16 protein-coding genes are annotated in these 20293 nt (G+C 71.5%); 7 read left to right on the top strand and 9 right to left on the bottom strand.

Features of this window, described 5'->3' with window-relative positions; all coding sequences use genetic code 11:
- Positions 1-133 precede the first annotated feature (133 nt).
- Both E1202_RS31200 and E1202_RS01165 read right to left on the bottom strand, forming a co-directional pair.
- A complete protein-coding gene (locus tag E1202_RS31200; RefSeq protein WP_165943695.1) occupies positions 134-742 on the bottom strand; it encodes a DUF4232 domain-containing protein in 609 nt (202 codons plus the stop codon).
- 457 nt (positions 743-1199) lie between these two features.
- A complete protein-coding gene (locus E1202_RS01165; RefSeq protein ID WP_235877513.1) occupies positions 1200-2702 on the bottom strand; it encodes an LCP family protein in 1503 nt (500 codons plus the stop codon).
- A 500-nt stretch (positions 2703-3202) separates the two neighbouring features.
- Here E1202_RS01165 and rfbB point away from each other — a divergent pair, with 500 nt between their 5' ends.
- Both rfbB and rfbD read left to right on the top strand, forming a co-directional pair.
- Positions 3203-4189: a dTDP-glucose 4,6-dehydratase gene (rfbB, locus tag E1202_RS01160; RefSeq protein ID WP_132680373.1), complete on the top strand. Its 987-nt coding sequence runs from the start codon at positions 3203-3205 to the stop codon at positions 4187-4189.
- Positions 4186-5106 carry a dTDP-4-dehydrorhamnose reductase gene (rfbD, locus tag E1202_RS01155; protein ID WP_132680372.1) on the top strand — a complete coding sequence of 307 codons (921 nt, stop codon included), beginning with the start codon at positions 4186-4188 and terminating at the stop codon, positions 5104-5106. The genes rfbB and rfbD overlap by 4 nt, the downstream gene beginning before the upstream one ends.
- Positions 5107-5118: 12 nt before the next feature.
- On the opposite strand, the gene E1202_RS01150 is transcribed toward rfbD, so the two are convergent.
- From E1202_RS01150 to E1202_RS01125, 6 genes are all read right to left on the bottom strand, one after another.
- On the bottom strand, positions 5119-6153 hold the full coding sequence (locus E1202_RS01150; protein ID WP_132680371.1) for a glycosyltransferase family 4 protein: 1035 nt from the start codon (positions 6151-6153) through the stop codon (positions 5119-5121).
- Positions 6143-8659, bottom strand: a complete 2517-nt coding sequence (locus E1202_RS01145) for a glycosyltransferase (RefSeq protein WP_132680370.1) — start codon at positions 8657-8659, stop codon at positions 6143-6145. The genes E1202_RS01150 and E1202_RS01145 overlap by 11 nt, the downstream gene beginning before the upstream one ends.
- A 149-nt stretch (positions 8660-8808) precedes the next feature.
- A complete protein-coding gene (locus tag E1202_RS01140) occupies positions 8809-10011 on the bottom strand; it encodes an FAD-dependent oxidoreductase (protein ID WP_235877509.1) in 1203 nt (400 codons plus the stop codon).
- Between the two features lie 4 nt (positions 10012-10015).
- A complete protein-coding gene (locus tag E1202_RS01135; protein WP_132680369.1) occupies positions 10016-11506 on the bottom strand; it encodes an AMP-binding protein in 1491 nt (496 codons plus the stop codon).
- Positions 11503-13380: a type I polyketide synthase gene (locus E1202_RS01130; protein ID WP_132680368.1), complete on the bottom strand. Its 1878-nt coding sequence runs from the start codon at positions 13378-13380 to the stop codon at positions 11503-11505. The genes E1202_RS01135 and E1202_RS01130 overlap by 4 nt, the downstream gene beginning before the upstream one ends.
- A gap of 56 nt (positions 13381-13436) precedes the next feature.
- The gene (locus tag E1202_RS01125; RefSeq protein ID WP_132680367.1) at positions 13437-14357 is read right to left on the bottom strand and encodes a glycosyltransferase family 2 protein; all 921 of its coding nucleotides are present in this window, start codon (positions 14355-14357) and stop codon (positions 13437-13439) included.
- Between the two features lie 56 nt (positions 14358-14413).
- Between E1202_RS01125 and E1202_RS01120 the strand changes: the two genes are divergently transcribed.
- The 3 genes from E1202_RS01120 to E1202_RS01110 all read left to right on the top strand — a co-directional run bounded on the left by E1202_RS01120 (position 14414) and on the right by E1202_RS01110 (position 17693).
- On the top strand, positions 14414-15505 hold the full coding sequence (locus tag E1202_RS01120; protein ID WP_235877506.1) for a glycosyltransferase family 4 protein: 1092 nt from the start codon (positions 14414-14416) through the stop codon (positions 15503-15505).
- A 164-nt stretch (positions 15506-15669) separates the two neighbouring features.
- On the top strand, positions 15670-16797 hold the full coding sequence (locus E1202_RS01115) for a glycosyltransferase family 4 protein (RefSeq protein WP_165943700.1): 1128 nt from the start codon (positions 15670-15672) through the stop codon (positions 16795-16797).
- Positions 16798-16832: 35 nt separating this feature from the next.
- The gene (locus E1202_RS01110; RefSeq protein ID WP_132680364.1) at positions 16833-17693 is read left to right on the top strand and encodes a glycosyltransferase family 2 protein; all 861 of its coding nucleotides are present in this window, start codon (positions 16833-16835) and stop codon (positions 17691-17693) included.
- 4 nt (positions 17694-17697) lie between these two features.
- Here the strand turns inward: E1202_RS01110 and E1202_RS01105 are convergent, their stop codons facing one another.
- Complete coding sequence (locus E1202_RS01105; protein WP_132672471.1) at positions 17698-18066, bottom strand: hypothetical protein; 369 nt, start codon at positions 18064-18066, stop codon at positions 17698-17700.
- Between the two features lie 184 nt (positions 18067-18250).
- On the opposite strand from E1202_RS01105, the gene manB reads away from it, so the two are divergent.
- Entirely contained in the window at positions 18251-19351 is a 1101-nt protein-coding gene (gene manB / locus E1202_RS01100; RefSeq protein WP_132680363.1) for a mannose-1-phosphate guanylyltransferase, read from the top strand.
- Between the two features lie 5 nt (positions 19352-19356).
- Complete coding sequence (locus tag E1202_RS01095; protein WP_132680362.1) at positions 19357-20265, top strand: DNA-3-methyladenine glycosylase family protein; 909 nt, start codon at positions 19357-19359, stop codon at positions 20263-20265.
- Positions 20266-20293 lie beyond the last annotated feature (28 nt).

Raw genomic sequence — 20293 nt, 5'->3', positions numbered from 1 at the left:
AACTTTCCGCTCACTTCCCGGGAGGCTCCCTGGGGCGTGAGGTGGGGAACCTTTCGCTCACCTCGTGAAGGGCTGCTGAACGCGGCGAAGCCCGCGCCGGTGCAGCGCGGGCTTCGGGTGGCCGTGGGGTCGGTCAGAACAGGACGCCCTGGGCCGAGGGCTGGAGGGTGCCGACCTGCAGGCTCTTCAGCGGGATCTCGGTGACCGGCTCGTTGTTCAGGCCGTTGACGGGGGCGTTGACCGAGCCGCTCATGTCGGCGGGGCTGGCGATGAAACCGCTGGTGACGTAGGTGTTCGAGTCGCCCCTGTCGCCCAGTTCGGCGTGGACGCCGGCGAAAGCGGTCCGGCCCGGCTCGAGGGTGATGTCCTGCGGTCCGCCCGGGATCTCGACGTTCTCACCGGCAACTTCCTCGATCGGCTCGTTGGCCATGTTGGTGGGGGTCAGGTTCACCCAGCCGCCGAGCTCGCACGCCTCGTCCGAGGTGTTGGTCATGGTCAGCAGGTACTGGTTCGGGTTGGGCTGGGCCTGCAGCTTGATCTGGAAGTCCGTCGCCGAGCAGTGGGACGCGGAGACGTCATCGCCCTGCGCGGTGCCGAGTCCGGCGGCGTTGACGGCCTGCGGACCGGAGTTGGACAGCCCGGCCGGCGAGTTCGTCGCGGCCTGGCCGCTGCACCCGGCGATCAGCAGAGTTCCGCCGAGAAGTGCGGTCGCGGCACCGACGGTGCGAATTCGCTTCAGCATGGTTGGGTCCTTCCCCAGAGCGCTACCGGTTTTTCTCACCCGCTTTTGCTTCGTAGGACGTGCCGGTCCCGGCCCGGTTGCTCCGCGCGGGAAAGGAATTCGAGCAAGTCGCTGACCTGCCCACTTGTTGGCCCAGGGCGGTTTTGGGTCACTGTTCGCGCTTTCGGGGGGATCCCTTGGGGGTTGTCCCCCATATCCGAAGCGCGATGTGCTCGATTCCGGATCAGCGTGCATGAGGCGGGCGTCGCGAAATGACGAGAAAAGGACGGCCCTCAATTGCGATACGGCGCTCGGCCTCGCGCAGGCCGACCGCACGTTGGAAGAGCGACCAGGAAGCGGTCGGTGGATCCAGCCCTTCACAGCAGGAGCATGGGAGCTTTCCTGTCATCTGCTGGTGACAGGAAAGCTCCCATGCTGCTTGGCGGTGTCGGCGGTGACAGGAAAGTTCCCATGCACCTCAGTCGATGCAGGGGACCCCGTCGGCGGTGATGGGGCTGTTGCCGGTGTCCGCCTGGGTGCGCAGCGGTGCGGCCTTGTTCAGGCCGTCGAGGCGGAGGGTGGGGGCGCCGGTGAAGTTCGACTTGCCGGGGCCCTTGTAGTCCTTGCCGATGTAGACCTCGACGCTGCCCGCGGTCAGGTTGGGGCTGACCTCGGTGGGCAGGCCGCCGAGGGACTCGGCGACCATCTTGCCGACGTCCTGCTCGCCGTTGGCGTAGTAGACGACCGAGGAGCTGCGGGTCTCGGAGTTGGAGCTGCTGCCTTCCTGGAATCCCTGACTGGTCAGCTCCTCCAGCACGTTGGCGGCCAGCCCGCTGATGCCGGAGGCGTTGTAGACGCTGGTGGTGATCTTGGTCGGGGACTTCAGGGTCGCCAGCTTCTGCGCGCGCTGCTGCGGGGGCAGGAGCAGGTCGGCCGCGAACTGCTTGCTCTCGGCGATGTTGAGCGTGACGTCCTCCTGGCCGGACTCGCCGACCAGGTGCACCGGGGCGCTGTAGAACTGCACGTTGCCGCCGGCGATGCCCTGCATCTGCTCGGCGAAGCCGAGGATGTCGCTGGCCAGCGCGGGGTCCAGGGTCACCGACTTGTTGATCGCGTCGATCAGGGCGCTGAGCTTCGCCGGGTTGGCCAGGGTGCCGGAGGACAGGATCCGGTGGGCGAGCGCGGACATGAACACCTGCTGGCGCTTGCCGCGGGAGAGCTCGTTGAGCAGGCCGTGGCGCTGCCGCACGAAGGCGAGCGCGTCAGCGCCCTGGATCGTCTGCACGCCCTTCTTGAAGTTCGCGCCGGAGTAGCTGTCCTTGGTCGCCTCGTTGAGGCAGACCTCGACGCCACCGACGGCCTTGGTGATCTCGTAGAACCCGAGCAGGTTGACCTCGGCGTAGTGGTCGATGCTGACGCCGGTGAGCTTCTCTATGGTCGTCAGCAGCGCCTGCTTGCCGGCCAGCCGCGACTTCTCGTCGAGCTCCTTGGGGTCGGTGACGCCTTCGTCCTGCAGCTTGGCGCGCTCGGCGTCCTTGCCGCGGTTCATGGTCTCGGTGAGCTTGTGCTTGTCCTCGCCGATGCCGCTGTTGACCATGGTGTCGCGGGGGAAGGACATGGCGCTGGCGCTGTGACCGCCGTTGGGGATGCGCACCAGGATCATGGCGTCCGTGAGGTCGCCGCCCTCCTGCGTGGTGTGCAGCTCCTGCAGGATCTGCTTGGGCAGCGGGTTGCCCTGCGCGTCGGTGCGGCTGTCGTTGCCGATCAGCAGGATGTCGGTGGCCCCGTCGGGGGCGCTGAACCCGCTGCCGATGACGTCGGCGGTGCCGGTGCCGCCCGCTCCTGGCCGGAACATCGCCCAGGCGAAGCCGGTGATGCACAGGACGATCACCGACAGCAGGGCGGTGAGGGTGCGGGCGCCGTTGCGGGTGGTCTTCCGCTGCCAGAAGCCGCCTCTGCTCCAGACGTCGTCGGGATGCAAGTCGGCGTCACCGGTTCGAGCGGATTGCCTCGCCGCAGCCTTACTCTGAGCAGTCGCTGAGCTGCTCCTCGCAGCACCCGCGGAGCCGGTCTTCGCAGCGCCTGCCGCAGCGGTGCGACGAGCACCCTGCGGTCGGCCGGCAGGAGCGCCGGAGCGGGTCGGTCCGCCTCCGGGGCCACGTGGCGGAACACCTCTTCCGGGCCGCCCATCAGGGCTCCCGGGCCGCCTCGGCCGGTCGTCCACGCGATTCCTCCTTGGGGGCTGCGGGGGCGAGCGTTACACCTACACGAGTGATATTGCCCGACTTCTCGAAGAAGGCTAACGGTGATCCACTCGAAGCATGACGGGTCCCTCGAGATCCGGTGATCTCACTCATAAGGGTGAACCACGTCTGTGACAGTACGTAACTTGGGAGTCGATGGGGTCGAGCATCGGCGCATGTCAGACTGCCCATCGCGGGCGGTGCGCCTACTGCCCGCGCAGGACGAGGAAGAGGCGGAATGCGGATTCTGGTCACCGGTGGGGCCGGCTTCATCGGCTCGCACTACGTCAGGCAGCTGCTCAGCGGGGCTTATCCGGCCTTCAGCGGTGCCGAAGTGATCGTGCTGGACAAGCTGACCTACGCGGGCAACGAGGCGAACCTGGCAGAGGTGGCCGACGACCCCCGGCTGCGGTTCGTGCGCGGCGACATCTGCGACCGCGACCTGCTCGGCGAGGTCATGACCAGCGTCGACGTGGTCGTGCACTTCGCCGCGGAAACCCACGTGGACCGTTCCATCACCGGCTCCGACGCCTTCGTGGTGACCAACGTGGTGGGAACCAACGCGCTGCTGCAGGCCGCGCTGGAAGCCGGTGTGGGCAAGTTCGTCCACGTCTCCACCGACGAGGTCTACGGCTCGATCGAGACCGGTTCGTGGCCGGAAGATCATCTTCTCGAGCCCAATTCGCCATATTCGGCGGCCAAAGCGGGCTCCGATCTGCTGGCGCGCGCCTACCACCGCACGCACGGGCTGTCGGTGTGCATCACGCGGTGCTCGAACAACTACGGCCCGTACCAGTTCCCGGAGAAGGTGCTGCCGCTGTTCATCACGAACCTGATGGACGGGCGCAAGGTTCCCCTCTACGGCGACGGCATGAACGTGCGCGACTGGCTGCACGTCGGCGATCACTGCCGAGGCATCCAGCTCGTCGCCGAGTCCGGGACGCCGGGCGAGATCTACAACATCGGCGGCGGTACCGAGCTGACCAACCGGGAGCTGACCGAACGGCTGCTCGCCGAGTTCGGACTGGACTTCTCGATGGTCGAACCCGTCGAGGACCGCAAGGGCCACGACCGCCGCTACTCGGTCGACCACACCAAGATCGCCGAGCTCGGTTACGCCCCGCAGATCGACTTCGAGGCCGGGCTGCGCGACACCATCGCCTGGTACCGGCAGAACCGGTCGTGGTGGGAGCCGCTGAAGGAGCGCGCGGGGGTGGCCCGATGACCCGGTTGGCGGTGCTCGTCCCGGGCGGCAAGGGCCAGGTCGGCTCCGAGCTGTCGGCGATCCTCGACGCCCGGCGCGAGAACCTGGTGCACGCACCGGGATCGGCCGAGCTCGACATCACCGACCCCGAATCCGTGCGCGACGCCGTCGAATCGCTCGCCCAAGCCGCCCGGGACGCCGAACTCCGCCCGGTCGTGATCAACACCGCCGCCTACACCGCGGTGGACGCGGCCGAATCCGATCCCGAAGGGGCGCACCGGGTCAACGTCGAAGGCCCTGCCGCGCTCGCCGCGGCGTGCCGGGACGGCGGGCTGCCGCTGCTGCACGTGTCCACCGACTACGTCTTCCCCGGCGACGCCGACCGCCCCTACGAGCCGGGCGACGAGACCGGGCCGCGCACCGTCTACGGCCGCACCAAGCTCGAAGGGGAGCAGGCGGTGCTGGAATCGGGTGCGAGCGCGTGGATCGTGCGCACCGCCTGGGTCTACGGCGCCCACGGCGGGAACTTCGTCAAGACCATGGCCCGGCTGGCGGCCCAGCGCGACGAGCTGTCCGTCGTGGACGACCAGATCGGCTCGCCCACCTGGGCCGCGGACCTGGCTCGCGGCCTGCTGGAGCTCGCCGAACCCGTCGCCACCGGAACCGGCCCGCAGCAGCGGGTGCTGCACTGCACCAACACCGGGTCCACGAGCTGGTTCGGGTTCGCCCGCGCCATCTTCGCCGAACTGGGCCTCGACCCGAACCGGGTGAACGCCTGCACCAGCGCCGACTACCCGACCCGGACCCCGCGCCCGACCTACTCGGTGCTGTCCGGGAAGGCCTGGGAGCGCGCGGGTCTGACACCGCTGCGACCCTGGCAGGACGCGCTGAAGGAAGCCTTCACCACCAGCGGGGACGCTTTCCGCCACCGCGGATGAGCGGAAGGTTCCCTACGCCGCGGCGCGCAGGTAGGCGGCGTGGGTCCGGCTCGCGCAGTGCTGCCAGCTGAAGCTCTTCGCGTGCGCGCGACCGGCCTCGGCATCCGGCGGATCGGCCAGCGCGCGGCGCAACGCCTCGCGCAGCGCGGCCGGGTCCTCGGCCGGTGCGAAGACCGCGTGCGAAGCGGCGACCTCGCGCAGCGCCGGGAGGTCCGAGCACACCACCGGCACCCCGCACGCCAGCGCCTCCAGCACCGGCAACCCGAAGCCCTCGTCGCGCGAGGGCAGCACCAGCGCGCTCGCCCCGGCCACCAGGCCGCGCAACCGCTCGTCGGTGAGATAACCGGTGCGGATCACCCCGTCGGCCTCACCGGCCGTGCCCGGCCCCGCGATGACCAGCGGTGGGAGATCCGGTGCGAGAGCCGACCGCAGCACGTCGAGCCCCTTGCGCGGGCCCTCCGCACCGACGAACAGCAGGTACTCGGGAGGTATCCGATCACCTGAGACCGGGACCGCGGAGAACCACTCGGGATCGACGCCCAAGGGCGTCACCGCGAGCTTCTCCGGTGAGACGTCCAGGCGTTCGGCGACCCGGTCGGCCATCGCCGCCGTCGGCGTGCACACCACGCGCGCCCGCTGCGCCGAAAGCCGCACCAGCGCGGGCAGGTCCTCGTCGGCCAGCGAAGGATCGTCCAGGAACGCCAGGTCGTGCACCGTCACCACACCCGCCGCGCGCACCGACGGCGGCAGCACGAAGTTCGTCCCGTGCACCACGTCGACGGTCCCGGACAGCAGCTCCACCGGCGGGAAACGCCCACCCCGCCACAACATCCGCAGCGCGCGAGCCGGAATCGGCGGCCCCACCACGTGCGTCCCAGCCGGTGCCTCGGTGCGCAACCGACGCCACCCCCGGGTGCTGAAGCCGATCAACCGGACGTCCACATCGGACGCCAGCGCCGCCACCAGCGACGCCGTGTAGCGGCCGATGCCGGTGCGCGGCCCCAGCAGCGGTGTGGCGTCGAGCAGAATCCGCAGGTCAGCGGCCACGGAGCCGTTCCCCGGCGATGCGCCGCAACCGGCCGGTCGCGCGCTTGGCGACCTCGGCGGGACCACCGGCGTCGAGGTACTCCCGCAGCAGCGACAGATCCCGGCGGACCGTCTCCACCCGTCCCGACTGCGCGGTGCGCACCAGCGGCGCGGCGGCGGTGAGCCGGTCGGCGGCCGGACGCGGATCGCGGCAGAACGAGGTCAGCGGCGAGAGCACCGCCTCCCAGGTGAAGCGCTCGCGCACCGGCTCGATCCGGCGACGGCACTCGGCGGCGAACTCCTCGTCGTAGAGGACCTTCTCCAACGCGTCGGCGAGCGCCTCGGGGTCCTCCGCCGGCACCACGACGCCGATGCCCTCGCTGCGCACCAGGTCGGCGAACGAATCACCGTCGGTGGTGATCACCGGCAGCCCCGACCACAGGTAGTCCAGCACCCGCGTGCGGAACGCGAAGGTCGTCTCCACGTGCTCGAAGTGCGTGGTGACACCGCAGTCGGCGTCCAGCAGGAAGTTCTGCCGCTCCTGGTAGGGAACCCAGGTCTCGTTGAAGAACACGAACTTGTCGGTCAGGCCGAGCCGCTGCGACAGCGCCCGCGTCTGCCCGGCCATGCCCATCTCCGGCACGTCCGGGTTCGGGTGCTTCATGCCCAAGAAGAACAACCGCACATCGCTCCGCCGCTGCGCCAGCCGGTCGACCGCGCGCAGCAGGGTCAGCGGGTCGAACCAGCTGTAGACGCCACCCGCCCACAGCACGACCTTGTCGTCGGCCGAGATCCCCGGTCTGGTGCCCTTGATCGCGGGCGCGGTGCGACGCGGAGCCACCGACGGCAACCCGAACGGAACCACCGACAGCAGGGACCGCACCGTCGGATCGTTGTCGTAGAGCCCCGGCGTCAACCGGCCCAGCGAGGCGAGGTGCCCGAGCCAGAAGTGCCGCTGGCGCTCCGAGGCGCACAGGAAGAAGTCGCCGCGCTCCAGCTGCGTGTTGAGCACCTTGGTGACCCCGGCGAGGTCCTTCGCGCGGCGCTCGTCGTCGGAATCCCGGCCCTGCTCCAGCAGTTCCAAGTGCATCGGGTCGTAGACGTCGCAGACCACGATCTTGGTGGAGTCCACGCGCTTGAGCGCCGGCACCATCTCCAGGACGTGCCCCTGCAGCACCACGATGTCGGCCCACTCGACGTGCTCGCCCAGCTCGCGCGGTGTGGCGGCCAGCACCGCGAACTCCGACTCCGGCGGATCCACCCGGGCGTTGACGCTGACCAGCCGGACCTGGTGCTCGGCGGCCAGCACCTCGGCCATGTGCCACGCGCGGATCGCCGGACCGGCCATCCGCTCGGTGACCGCGTCACCGGTGATCACCACGATCTTGCGCGGCCGACCGAACACCTCGTCCAGCTCGAAGGCCTCCACCAGCGCGTCGTGCGCGGCCAGGTAGCGGGGGAGCGGGTAGGCGGGCTCCATCGCCTTGCGCATCAGCGGCAGCAGGTCGGCATCGGTGCGAACCCGTTCCCGCTGCTCCCGCTCGCGGGAGAGCTTCAGCGACGGCAGCAGCTCCACGAACTGGTCGATGGCCAGCATCCCCGCCAGCGCGGAGCGGTCGATCGGCACCGGCGAGTCGTCCTCGGTCTCACCGCGGCGCGTGATCTCCAGCTGCGTCGGGTCGATCTCGCCGCGCGCCGTGGCCCGCCGCACCGCCAGCGCCATCGCCGCGGGAAGCGCCTTGGCGAGCGTCTCGTCGGAGACGTTCTTGTACAGCGCGGCCAGCGCGTTGCGCTCCAGCAGGTAGTGCTCGCGGGAGGAGGACACCTCGGCCATCGACGCGTGGTGGCGGTGGAAGGTCAGCGACCTCGGCTCGTAGCGGACCCGCCAGCCGCGCAGGTTCAGCCGCCAGCCCAGGTCCACGTCCTCGTAGAACATGAAGAAGCGCTCGTCGAAACCGTCCAGCGCCGCGAACAGCTCGGCCCGCACGAACAGCGCCGACCCGGTGCCGAACAGCACGTCGCGGGCCGCGTCGTGCGAACCGTCGTCGAGCTCACCGGCGTGCCGCTTGTAGCCCATGCCGAACCAGGTGAGGCCGCCGTCGACGAAGTCGACGCGCTCGCCATCCCAGTCCAGGACCTTGCCGGCCACCGCGCCCACGGTCGGCTCCGTCCGCAGCACCTCCACGGCCGCCCGCGCCCAGCTGCGGTCCGGTCGGGCGTCGTTGTTGAGGAACGCCAGCACCTGCCCGGACGCCTCGCGCGCGGCCAGGTTGCAGCCACCGGCGAAACCGGTGTTGCTCGCCGACTCGATCAACCGCACCTCGGGCACGGCCTCGCGGATGCGCTGCGCGGAGCCGTCACCGGAGTCGTTGTCGACGCACAGCACCTCCATCTTGTCGGCCGGGTAGTCCAGCTCGTCGCGCACCGCGCGCAGGCAGGTGATGGTGTCGTCCGCGCCGCGGTAGTTCACGACGATCACGGAGACGACGGGGAGGTTCGCTTCGACCACGCCCCAAGCCTGCACCATCGCGAGCCCGGGCCGCCCAGGTGTTCGGTCAATTCGGTCGCGTTGACCGGCGTCGGCGCCCGTTCAGACCTCGCCAGGGGGCGGTTGTGGTCCGAACCGTACGGGCGAACAGGACATCGGACGGTCCGGACCACGACCGCCCCCGGCCCTCACCTCGGCCCCTGGCCGAGCAGCTCCCGGAGCCTCGGGGTGTACAGCGCCGTGCTGTCGGCGGCGCCGGCGAAGGCGTCGAAGTAGATCGACGTCAGCTCCTCGTCCTGCTGGATCGCGCGCAGCAGGGCCAGCCGCTGCTCGTTCGGCGGCGTCATCCGCGCCACCGACAGCGTCGCCGCGTAACCAGGGGTCAAGGTGCCGTCGCGCTCGGAGGCGAAGCCCCGCAACGCCGCGTCCAGCCTCGACGGCGAATCGAGGAAGCCGCTGATGTGCCTGGCCAGCGACTCGACCTGGGTGAACGCGTCACTGATCCCGCGTGCGGTGATCGAGTCCTTGTGGTGCCCGGCATCACCCACCAGCACCCAACCCGGACCGGCCGCCTCGCGGAAGAAGTTCTGCTGATCACCGGACCCCCGCAACCGCTCCACCTGCTCCCCGTCCTGCAAGCGCTCGTGCAGCTCAGGTGCGGTCTCCCGGACGCGGTCGAGGTGGGCGCGCTGCGCGTCGGCGCGCACCGAGCGGAACCGCGACTGCGGGAAGTAGGTCAGCACCAGCGTCGCGTGCCCGTGCGTGGGCGTGGCCGCCACCCAGCTGCCCGGCGACTCGTAGATCTCCAGATCCGCGGGCACACCCGTCCAGTACGAGTAGTAGGCGCAGGTCAACCGCTCGTCCCAGGTCGTGAACCCCGCACCGGCGTGCGCGGCCACCGACGAGCGCATCCCGTCCGCGCCGATCACCAGCGACGCGCGCTCGGTGAACTCCACGCCCCGGTGCTCACCGCGCACCCCCACCACCCGGCCGCTGTCGTCCCGCAGCAACCCGGTGACCCGGCACTTCTCCCGCAACTCCGCGCCTGCCGCCACAGCCGCCCGCGCCAGCAGCTCGTCCAGCACGAAGCGGCGCGGCGCGAACCCCGCGCGCTGCCCGGCCACGCCGCGCCCGCACCCGGCCAGCCGCACATCGGCGACCTGGTAGCGCGCGTGCCGCAGCGGCGGGCAACCGGTGGCGCGCAACTCGTCCAACAACCCCCACCGCGCCAGCGCTGCCACCCCGGGCTGGTGGACGACGTGCGTGGAGACGGTGTCTGAGGGGAACGCCCCGCGCTCCAGCAGCAGCACCCGGTGACCCGCGCGGGCCAGCAGCATTGCGGTGGGCGAACCCGCGCAGCGGGCACCCACGACGATCGCGTCGAACATCATCGCCTCACAGCTCTAGTTCGGAGCGCAGCGCCCGGCGGTCGAGCTTGCCGTTGGCGTTGAGCGGAAGTCGGTCCAGCACCGTGATCCGGCGCGGCAGCATGTACGACGGCAGCCGGTCCCGCAGACCCGCCTGCAGCGCGTCGGGATCGCAGTCGCCCCCGACCGCCGCCGCCAGCTCCGGTTCGCCCTCGGTCGGCACTGCCAGTGCGATCGCGTCCCTCACCCCCGGCAGCGCGCGCAAAGCGGTCTCCACCTCGCCGAGCTCGATGCGATGCCCGCGCACCTTCACCTGCTGATCGGTGCGCCCCAGGTGCAGCAGCACACCGCCCTCGACCGTCACCAGATCCCCGGTTCGGTACCAGCCGCCCGGCGCGAAACGTCCCGCGTCGTCGGCGGGATCGAGGTAACCGGCGAACCGCTGCGGGCCGCGCACGCACAACTCGCCGCGCGTCGCCGGCCTGCCGGAGGGATCCAGCACCCGGAACTCCAGCGAGGGGAAGCACTCGCCGATCGGAGCGACCCCGTTCGGCGTGCTCGGCCACCGCGACACCTCGCGCGGCAACCGGTAGCCGGTGCAGGCGATGGTCAGCTCCGTCGGCCCGTAGAGCACCTCGACATCGCTGTTCGGCGCCGCCCGCTTCCAACTCCGCAGCGCTTCCATCGGCACCGCCTCGCCACCGAAGATGCTGCACCGCAACGTTGGCATCGCCCCAGGCCGCAGAGTGCCGAGCCGCTCCGCGAAGGAGATCAGCGACGGCACCGAGAACCAGTGCGTCAACCGCAGCGCGTTGACCGCGCGCACCGGTGACAGCAACGCTCCCGCGCGCGGCACCACCAGGGTCCCGCCCTGGCCGAGGGTGACGAACATGTCGTGCACCGAACCGTCGAAGGTCAGCTCGAAGTTCCCCGAAACCCGGCTGCCCGGCCCGATCCCGTACCGCGCGGCGACCTCCGTCAGATACGCGTCGAGGTTGCCGTGCGAAACCGGCACCGCCTTCGGCGTCCCCGTCGACCCCGACGTGCAGATGACGTAGGCGATGTCGTCGGGCCCGACGGGCACCTCCCGCGCCCGTCCGAAGGGCTCGTCCGTCCCGGCGCGCAGCACGGGAACCTTCAACTCACCCCGGCCCCAGGAGTCCTCGGTGAGCAGCAGCTCGACACCGGTCTTGGCCACCAGCTCGCGGACGCGCTCCGGCGGGTGCTGCGGGTTCAAGGGCACCACCGTCGCACCGGCGCGCAGCACCGCCAGGTAGCCGGCGCAGGCGAGCACCGAGCGGTTCGCCAACAGCCCGACCCGCCGCGGGGCACCCGCCGCGTGCAGCCGGGCCGCCAACCGCTCGACCCGCCGCGGGGCACCCGCCGCGTGCAGCCGGGCCGCCAACCGCTCGACCAGTTCGCGCAGCTCCGCGTAGGTCAGGCAGGTCCCGTCGACCTCCAGCGCGGGCTCGCCGGGGAACCGGGCGGCGGCCCGTTCGAACCACGTGAGGACGTTCATCGCCGAACCTCCGTCAGACCTCTCGCCCAGCGGCACAGCTCCCGCACGGTGCGCAGCGCCGCCAGCTCCTCCGGGTCGACCTCGCGCCCGGTGCGCTGCTGCACCTCCACCAGCAGCTGCAGCTTCGCCAGCGAATCGATGCCGATGTCGGCCAGCGCGGAATCCTGGTCGAACGCGGTGCGCGCGTGCTTGCCCAGCAACCACTCCGCCGGATCATCACCGGCCGGTTCCTCGCCCGGCCAGCAGCGGCGCGTCTGCCACGGGTACGTCGGCAGCGGCACGTGACGTCCCGGACCGAACAACCCGTCCCGGTCCACCGATTCGGACCCGAGGAACCGGTCCAGCTCCGGCGTGCTGTTGGTGGTCAGCGACTCGACGAGCTCTCGGTGCGTCGCACCGATCGCCACCGCGCGGTGCTCGAAGCGGGTGCGGCGCAGCGCCGCGCTGCGGCAGATGTCGCGCACCGGGAACCGCGCGCCCGGACCCGACAGGTGCTCGACGTAGGCGCGGGTCAGATCCGCCAGCGCTTCCGGAGTGCGCGCGGAGAGCACCAGCGGCCAACGGGTCCCGTCGTCCGGCGTGCGCGGCTCGTGCTCGGCGCTGCGCAGCACCACGTGGGCGTTGAGCGCCGACGACCCCTGCGCGGACACCCCCGCGATCGCGCGCGAGGGGATGTCGGTGAGCACCCGAGGGATCGACAGGCCCGACCAGTCCACGTCGGTGCGCGGGCTCCCCGCATGCAGGCTCGCAGGCACCTCGCCGTTCTCCAGGCACAACGCGGCCTTGATCAGGCCGACCAGACCACCGGCGGCCTCGGCGTGCCCGAGGTTGGACTTCACCGAGCCGACCAGCAGCGGCCGGTCCGGTGATCGGGAGGTTCCCATGAACCGGCCCAGCGCGGTCAGCTCCAGCGGGTCCAGCAGCGGCGAACCGGACCCGTGCGCCTCCACGAAGTCCACCTCCGAAGGCTCCACGCGCGCATCCCGGTAGGCCCAGCGCAGCACGTCCAGCTGCCCGTCCAGCGACGGGTTGAGCACCGAGTCGCTGCTGCGCCCGTCGTTGCCCACCGCGCTGCCGGCGATCACCGCGCGCACCCGGTCCCCGTCGGCCAGCGCCACCTCCCACGGCTTGAGCACCACCACCGCGACCGCGTCGGAAGGCGCGTGACCGTCGGCGTCGGCGCTGCCGAACCGGCTGCGACCGTCCGCCGACATGGCCCCGGCGTGCGACATCATCACGGCCTCGTCGGGCCGCAGCGGCAGGTTCACCCCGGCCACCACCGCCGCCGGGATCTCCCCGGACCGCAGGCTCTGCACCGCCTGGTGCACCGCCGTCAACGCCGACGAGCACGCGGTGTCGACCACGACACTCGGACCGCGCAGGTCGAAGAAGTGAGACAGCCTCGCGGGCAGCAGTGAGCGCACATTTCCCAGCTGCGTCGCCGTGGCGGAGGAAAGGCCCTGCTGGAGGGCGGATTCGAGGAAGTCAGCCCGGGAGTTGCCCACGAACACGCCGGTTCGGGAGCCGCGCAACCGCTCCGGGACGATTCCGGCGTCCTCGAACGCCTCCCACGCGCACATCAGCAGCAGCCGCTGCTGAGGATCGAGCGCGGCGGCCTCGGCCGCGGACATGTCGAAGAACTCGGCGTCGAAGTCCGCGATTCCGTCGACGAACCCGGCCCGGCAACCGGCGAGACCGCCGGGCCCGGACGAACGCAGCGCCGCCGCGTCGTAGCGCTCGGCGGGGGTGTGCGCGGTCGCGTCGACGCCGCCGCGCAAAAGTTCCCACAGCCGGTCGGGATCGGTCGCCCCGGGAAGCCGGAAGGACATCCCCACGATGGCGATCGAACGCTGGTGAACTCCAGTCGTAGTCATGCCCCCGAAGTGTGTGCAGGCCGCTTACAACCGCCTTGCACAGCACTGACGTCCGCTCACCGACCCGCCCAGGTCTCCCACACCTCGCGGCGGGAAACCCGCACCGTCCGGCCGATCCGGCGCCGGGCGCGCAGCGTCGCGGGCAGCAGGGAGGAGACCTTCACCAACACCCGCAGCCGCAGGCCCGCACGCAGGTTCGGCGGGCGATGGGGCACATCGCGCCACGGCAGCAGCAGCGTGAGGGCCGCGAACCTCGCCAGCTCGCGAACCGCCACCCCGGCTGGCGCGCAGCGCAGCAAGGTGAGCAGGCGGTTCCCCTCGTTCCAGCGGTGGAACAGCGCCGAACCGGGCCGGGTGCTGGCCCCGTGCAGATGCGTGGCGGTCGCCTCGGTGGCCACCACGTCGAAACCCGCCAACCGCAGCCGCCACGCGGTGTCGGTGTCCTCGTAGTAGCAGAAGAAGTCGGCCGGAACCCCTCCCACCTCGAGCAGCACGTCGGTGCGCAGCAGCGCGGCCCCACCGCAGAACCCGAAGACGACGCCGGCCCCGGTGGCGTCCGCGCCGTGCCCGTCAGCGGTCAGCCGCACGCCCGTCGACTGCACACCGCCGTCCGGCGTCCGCAGCACGGAGGTGACCGCCGCGGCGGTGGCGGTGGCAGCAAGGTTCCCCTCCACCACCTCCAGCCAGTCCGCGGACGGGGCGGCGTCGTCGTTGAGCCAGGCGACGAAGGGCGTGTCCACCTCGGGCAGCGCGGCGGCCAGGCCGCCCGCGTAGCCGACGTTGCGAGGCAGCCGCAGCACCTCGATCTCGGGGTGGGCGGCGAGCAGTTCGGCCGTGCCGTCGTCGGAGGCGTTGTCCACCACCAGCGTCCGGTGCGGACGCGACTGCGCGGCCAGCGCTTCCAGGCAGGCGTCGATGTGGGCCCGGCCGCGCCAGGTGATCACGATGACCGTGGTGCGCACCCCGTCTGATGTCACCGGGGAAACCTAGCGTCACGCATCGGCGGGTTTCCAGCGCGTGCGAAGCTGAGCGCGTGCCCGAGCTGGTTGCCATCGCCGAGCAGCTGCTGGCCCCGGTCCCCGGCGGCACCGGCCGCTACACCCGGGAACTGCTGCGCGCCCTCGCCGCCACCGCACCCGACGGCTGGACGGTGACCGGGGCGATCAGCCGCAGCGGCGATCCCGAGAAGGCCCGCGTGCCCGGCGTCGCGGGACCCCGCGTGCTGCCGCTGCCGCGACGCGCGCTGATCGCGGCGTGGGAGCGCGGCCTGCCGCTGTGGCCGGGCGGCGACACCGTCCACGCGATGACCCCGCTCGCCCCGCCCCGCCGACGCGGGCGCGGCCTGGTCGTCACCGTGCACGACACCGTCCCCTGGACCCACCCGGAAACCCTCACCCCGCGCGGAGTCACCTGGCACCGGCGCGCGATCACCCGAGCCGCCGGTCACGCGGACGCCCTGGTGGTGCCCACCCGCGCCGTCGCCGAAGACCTGGCCGGTCGAGTTCCGCTCACCTCCGCACCCCAGGTGATCCCCGAGGGCGTGACCCCCGCGCTGCTGGCCGAACCCGCGCCCGCCACCCGTCTCGACCTCCCGCCGGAGTACCTGCTGGCCATCGGCACCATCGAGCCGCGCAAGGGCTACCAGCACCTCATCCGGGCCCTCGCCGAACCGAACGCCCCCGACCTGCCGCTGCTGATCGTCGGCCGCCCGGGCTGGGGAGACCTCGACCTTCCCGCGCTCGCGTCCGACACCGGGTACCGCCGCCTGCGGGTGCTCACCGACATCACCGACGCCGAGCTCTCCGCGCTGCTGCGCGGCGCCACGGCGCTGGTCGCGCCGAGCCTCGCCGAGGGCTTCGGCCTGCCGCTGATCGAAGCGATGGCGCTCGGCCTCCCGGTCGTCCACTCCGACGCCCCGGCCCTGTCGGAGGTCGCCGGCGGTGCGGGAGTCGAAGTCCCCCGAGCCGACCCGCCCGCGATGGCGGTCGCGCTGCGCCGCATCGCCGACGACCCGCGACGCAGAACCGACCTCGCCGCGGCCGGGCAGCGCCGGGCGGCCGAGTTCACCTGGGAACGAGCGGCCCTCGACATCTGGGAACTGCACCGCGACCTCGTCGGTGACTGAAAGGTTCCCTACCTCGCGACGATCAGGTTGCGAGCCGGCGAACGGTGACCGAAAGGTTCCCTTGCTCACAGCGGCTGCGCTTCGCTCCCACGTTTTTCACGTACTGGGCACGAAGCCGTGCACCTTCGCCGTACTCTTTCCTGGTGCACAGAGGTGAACCGCACATTCTGATCGACGCCACCGCGGTCCCCGCGGACCGAGGCGGCGTCGGGCGGTACGTCGATTCCCTGCTCGCCGCCCTGGATTCGGACGGCGCGCGGGTCACCGTGGTGTGCCAGCCGCGCGACGCCGCTCTCTACGCCACCCTCGCGCCGCACTCGCGGATCATCCCGGCCGCCGAGGCGGTCGCGACCCGGACGGCGCGCTTGACGTGGGAGCAGACGACGCTGCCGGTGCTGGTCAACAAGCTCGGTGTCGACGTGCTGCACTCGCCGCACTACACGACGCCGCTGGCCAACCCCGCCGCGTCGGTGGTGACCCTGCACGACGCCACGTTCTTCACCAACCGCCGCGTGCACTCGCCGGTCAAGGCCCGCTTCTTCCGGGCGTGGACGCGGGCCGCGCTGCGCCGCGCCGAGATCTGCGTGGTGCCCAGCCAGGCCACGGCCGCCGAGCTCGCGCGCACAGTCGGAGCGGACCGCAACCGCATGGCGGTGAGCTACCACGGCGTCGACCCGGACCGGTTCCACCCGCCCACGCCCGAGGAGATCGCGGTCGTCCGCGACCGCCTGAACCTCTTCGACCAGCCCTACGTCGCGTTCCTCGGCGCCCTCGAACCGCGCAAGAACGTCCCCGCGCTCATCCGGGCCTTCACCCAGGCCTGCGGGGGACGTCGCGACGAAGCCCCGGCGCTGGTGCTCGCCGGGCAGCCCGGCTGGGACACCAAGGTCGAGCGGGCGCTGGAATCGGTGCCGCACCGGATCCGGGTGATCAGGGCCGGGTACCTGCCGTTCGGCGAGCTCGCCGGATTCCTCGGCGGTGCGCGGCTGGTGGCCTACCCGAGCCTCGGCGAGGGCTTCGGACTGCCGGTCCTGGAAGCGATGGCCTGCGGTGCACCGGTGCTGACCACCCGCAGGCTCAGCCTGCCGGAGGTCGGCGGTGACGCCGTCGCCTACTGCGGCGTCCGGCCCACCGACATCGCCGCCGGCCTGCGCGAACTCCTCGACGATCCGGCTCGCCGCTCGGCCCTGGCCGCCGCCGCGCAGCTGCGGGCCAAGGAGTTCACCTGGGGCGCCTGCGCGACCCAGCACCGCGAGGCCTACGCGCGCGCCCACCACGCCAGCACCCGCTGACCCGGCGGCGACCGCGTTGCAGCAGAATTGGCGGCGTGACCAACGCGCGCACCTACGGCGACGAACTCGCCGTCGTCACCGTGACCTACTCGCCCGGCGAAACGTTGCAGCGCTTCATCGACACCCTGGACAAGGCCACCGAGCGCCCGGTCCGCGTGATCCTCGCCGACAACGGTTCGCAGGACGGCGCACCGCAGCAGGCCGCTCAGCAGCACGCGAACGTCGAATTCGTGCCGACCGGCGGCAACCTCGGATACGGCGGGGGAGCCAACCGCGGAGTCGCCGCGCTCGGTCCGGAGTACGGCTGGGTGGTCATCGCCAACCCCGACCTGGAGTGGGGCGCGGGCTCCCTCGACGAGCTGATCGCGGCGGCCGGGCGCTGGCCGCGCGGTGGCGCTTTCGGCCCGCTGATCACCGAGCCCACCGGCGAGGTCTACCCGTCGGCTCGGCTGCTGCCGTCGATCGGGCGCGGTGTCGGGCACGCGCTGTTCGTCAAGATCTGGGCCGGCAACCCCTGGTCTCGCGCCTACCGCCAGTCGGACTCCGGCAGCGGTGAGCGCACCGCGGGGTGGCTGTCGGGATCCTGCCTGCTGATGCGGCGCGAGGCGTTCGACTCCGTCGACGGTTTCGACCCGCGCTACTTCATGTACTTCGAGGACGTCGACCTCGGAGACCGGCTGGGCAAGGCCGGCTGGCTCAACGTCTACGTGCCGGACGCCGAGATCATGCACATCGGCGGCGCCTCGACCTCGCAGGTGTCCAAGCGGATGCTCACCGAGCACCACCGCTCCGCCTACCGCTACCTCGCCGACCGGTACCAGGGCCTGAAGTGGGCGCCGCTGCGCCTCGCGCTGAAGCTCGGCCTGGCCGCGCGCGCCAAGATCCAAGCGCGCTGATCGCCTAGTACTGCTGCGGGTACTGCTGGGTGGGCTGCGACCCGAGCGGTCCGAACTCGTTCGGGCCGCGCTGCGACTGGTACGGGTTGGGCGGCATGCCGTGCTGCTGCGGCTGCCCGTAGTCCTCGGTCGGCCACCCGGTGTGCGGGTCGGCGGTCGGGAACTGCGGCTGCTGCTGCGCCTGCATCTGCTGACCTGCGGCGGGCAGCATGTTCGTGTCGGTGTCCGCGCCCGCGCTGTTGACGATGTCGCGCGGGATCCGCACGGTGTTCGCCGCGTCCATCGGTGATGTGGCGTTGTCCGGTGTGACGACGAACGCGCCGCGTGCCCGCGCGCGAGCAAGTGCTTCGTCGGCTCGGAGGCGCGGGTCCATGTGGATGCCCTCTCAGTCGTTCGCAGTCGGTGGTGCCGAACCTGGCAAAGAACCAGGTGTGGCGTTGAACCGGGCACGGCCATCGGGCACGGGCCCAGTGTCATTATGCCGGTGCCACTGCCAGAGTATTCCCCCCAATGGGTTTTCGTCATTGATCTAGGTCAGGTAGAGGAGGACGACGCCGATGTCCGCGGATGCGCAGACCCCGGCCGAACCGCGCCCGAAGGCGGAAGCGGTCGTGCTGGTGGGCGGTCGGGGGGTCCGGCTCCGGCCTTTGACCCTGTCCGCACCGAAGCCGATGTTGCCGACCGCCGGAGTGCCGTTCCTGCGCCACCTGCTGTCGAGGATCCGCGCGATCGGCATCGAGCACGTGGTCCTCGGCACCTCCTACAAGGCGGAGGTCTTCGAGGAGCACTTCGGTGACGGATCCGACCTCGGCCTGCACATCGAGTACGTGGTGGAGTCCGAACCACTGGACACCGCGGGCGCGATCCGCAACGTCGCCGACCGGCTCACCGCCGACGACGTGCTGGTGTTCAACGGCGACATCCTCTCCGGCGTAGACCTCGCCGAGCTGCTCGACACCCACCGCGACACGGCGGCCGACGTCACCCTGCACCTGGTGAAGGTCGACGATCCGCGCCGCTTCGGCTGCGTGCCCACCAACGCGGACGGGCGGGTCACCGATTTCCTGGAGAAGACCGAGAACCCGCCGGTCGACCAGATCAACGCGGGTTGCTACGTCTTCCGAAGAGAGGTGATCGAAGCCATCCCCACCGGCAGACCGGTGTCGGTCGAGCGCGAGACCTTCCCCGAACTGCTCGCCTCCGGAGCCCGCGTGCAGGGCTACGTCGACGCCTCGTACTGGCTGGACATGGGAACCCCCGCCGCGTTCGTGCGCGGCAGCGCGGACCTCGTCCTGGGCAACGCCCCGTCCGACGCGCTGCTCGGTCCGACCGGGCAGGCGCTGGTGCTCGCCGGAGCGAAGGTCGCCGAGGACGCGGTCGTCGAGGCGGGCAGCACCGTGGGGGAGAACTGCGAGATCGGTTCCCATGCCCACGTCAGCGCCTCGGTGCTCTTCGAGGACGTGACGGTCGAGGACGGCGCGGTCGTGGAGCGCTGCGTGCTGGGAGCCGGTGCGCGGGTCGGTGCCGGGGCGGTGCTGCGCGACGTGGTGATCGGTGACGGCGCGACGGTCGGTGCCGACTGCGAGCTGCTGGCCGGGATCCGGGTCTGGCCCGGCGTCGAGCTTCCGCCGAACGGAGTACGGTTCTCGGCGGATTGAGCGCTATGAACGAACCCCTCACCCGTGACTGGCACCACGACTACCCGCTGGACCTGGTCCGCGTCCTGTCACCGCTGCGGCGCGGCGGCGGCGACCCGACGACCCGCGTCGAGCCGGGCGAGCTGTGGTGGGCCAGCACCACCGCCGACGGTCCCGCGACGCTGCGGCTGCGGCGTGCGCGCGAGGGAACCGTTCGCGCATCCGCGTGGGGCCCTGGAGCCGAAGCGGTGCTGGAGGGAGTCCCCGACCTGCTCGGCGCCTCCGACGACGACAGCGGGTTCGCCCCCGCCCACGACGTCGTCACGCGGGGGATGAGGGCTGCGTCGGGGATGCGGCTGTGCTCGTCGGGCCGGGTGTGGGACGTCCTCGTCGCCGCGATCCTGGAGCAGAAGGTCACCAACCGGGAGGCGTGGCGCTCGTGGCGGGAGCTGTGCCGCCGCTTCGGCCACCCCGCACCCGGGCCGGTGGAGAAGCTGTGGACGGCGCCCGATCCGCGGCAGGTCCGCGAGATCCGGGATTGGGAGTGGCATCGCGCGGGCATCGACGGAGCCCGTCGCCGCACCCTGCTCGCGGCGGCCTCGTCGGCGCGCAGCCTGGAGAAGGCCGTGGTCCTCCGCGGTGAGGCGGGCCGCGACCTCCTGCAGAAGATTCCCGGCATCGGCCCGTGGACGGCGGCCGAGGTCGCGCAGCGCGCCTGGGGCGACCCCGACGCGGTCAGCGTCGGCGACTTCCACCTGCCCACGATCGTCGGCACCGCCCTGGTCGGCCGGCCCCTCGACGACGAGGGGATGCTCCGCGCGCTCAGCCCCTACGAAGGCCACCGCCACCGAGCGGTCCGCTACCTCGCCGCGGCCGGCGTCAACCGCCCCCGCTACGCCCCGCGCTTCCCCGTGCGCGACTACCGGGCCTTCTAGCCATGACTGCATTATGACTCTATAATGA

It is taken from the genome of Saccharopolyspora karakumensis, assembly GCF_004349225.1.
Classification (GTDB): Bacteria; Actinomycetota; Actinomycetes; order Mycobacteriales; family Pseudonocardiaceae; genus Saccharopolyspora; species Saccharopolyspora endophytica.
The sequence above is the reverse complement of the archived record's forward strand: the minus strand, read 5'-3'. Positions and strand labels throughout refer to the sequence as shown.

Excerpts from the sequence above, each read along its gene's own strand:
- E1202_RS31200 (WP_165943695.1), bottom strand. The coding sequence starts at position 742 with ATGCTGAAGCGAATTCGCACCGTCGGTGCCGCGACCGCACTTCTCGGC.
- rfbB (WP_132680373.1), top strand. The coding sequence starts at position 3,203 with ATGCGGATTCTGGTCACCGGTGGGGCCGGCTTCATCGGCTCGCACTAC.
- rfbD (WP_132680372.1), top strand. The coding sequence starts at position 4,186 with ATGACCCGGTTGGCGGTGCTCGTCCCGGGCGGCAAGGGCCAGGTCGGC.
- E1202_RS01145 (WP_132680370.1), bottom strand. The coding sequence starts at position 8,659 with ATGGTGCAGGCTTGGGGCGTGGTCGAAGCGAACCTCCCCGTCGTCTCC.
- E1202_RS01140 (WP_235877509.1), bottom strand. The coding sequence starts at position 10,011 with ATGATGTTCGACGCGATCGTCGTGGGTGCCCGCTGCGCGGGTTCGCCC.
- E1202_RS01135 (WP_132680369.1), bottom strand. The coding sequence starts at position 11,506 with ATGAACGTCCTCACGTGGTTCGAACGGGCCGCCGCCCGGTTCCCCGGC.
- E1202_RS01130 (WP_132680368.1), bottom strand. The coding sequence starts at position 13,380 with ATGACTACGACTGGAGTTCACCAGCGTTCGATCGCCATCGTGGGGATG.
- E1202_RS01105 (WP_132672471.1), bottom strand. The coding sequence starts at position 18,066 with ATGGACCCGCGCCTCCGAGCCGACGAAGCACTTGCTCGCGCGCGGGCA.
- manB (WP_132680363.1), top strand. The coding sequence starts at position 18,251 with ATGTCCGCGGATGCGCAGACCCCGGCCGAACCGCGCCCGAAGGCGGAA.
- E1202_RS01095 (WP_132680362.1), top strand. The coding sequence starts at position 19,357 with ATGAACGAACCCCTCACCCGTGACTGGCACCACGACTACCCGCTGGAC.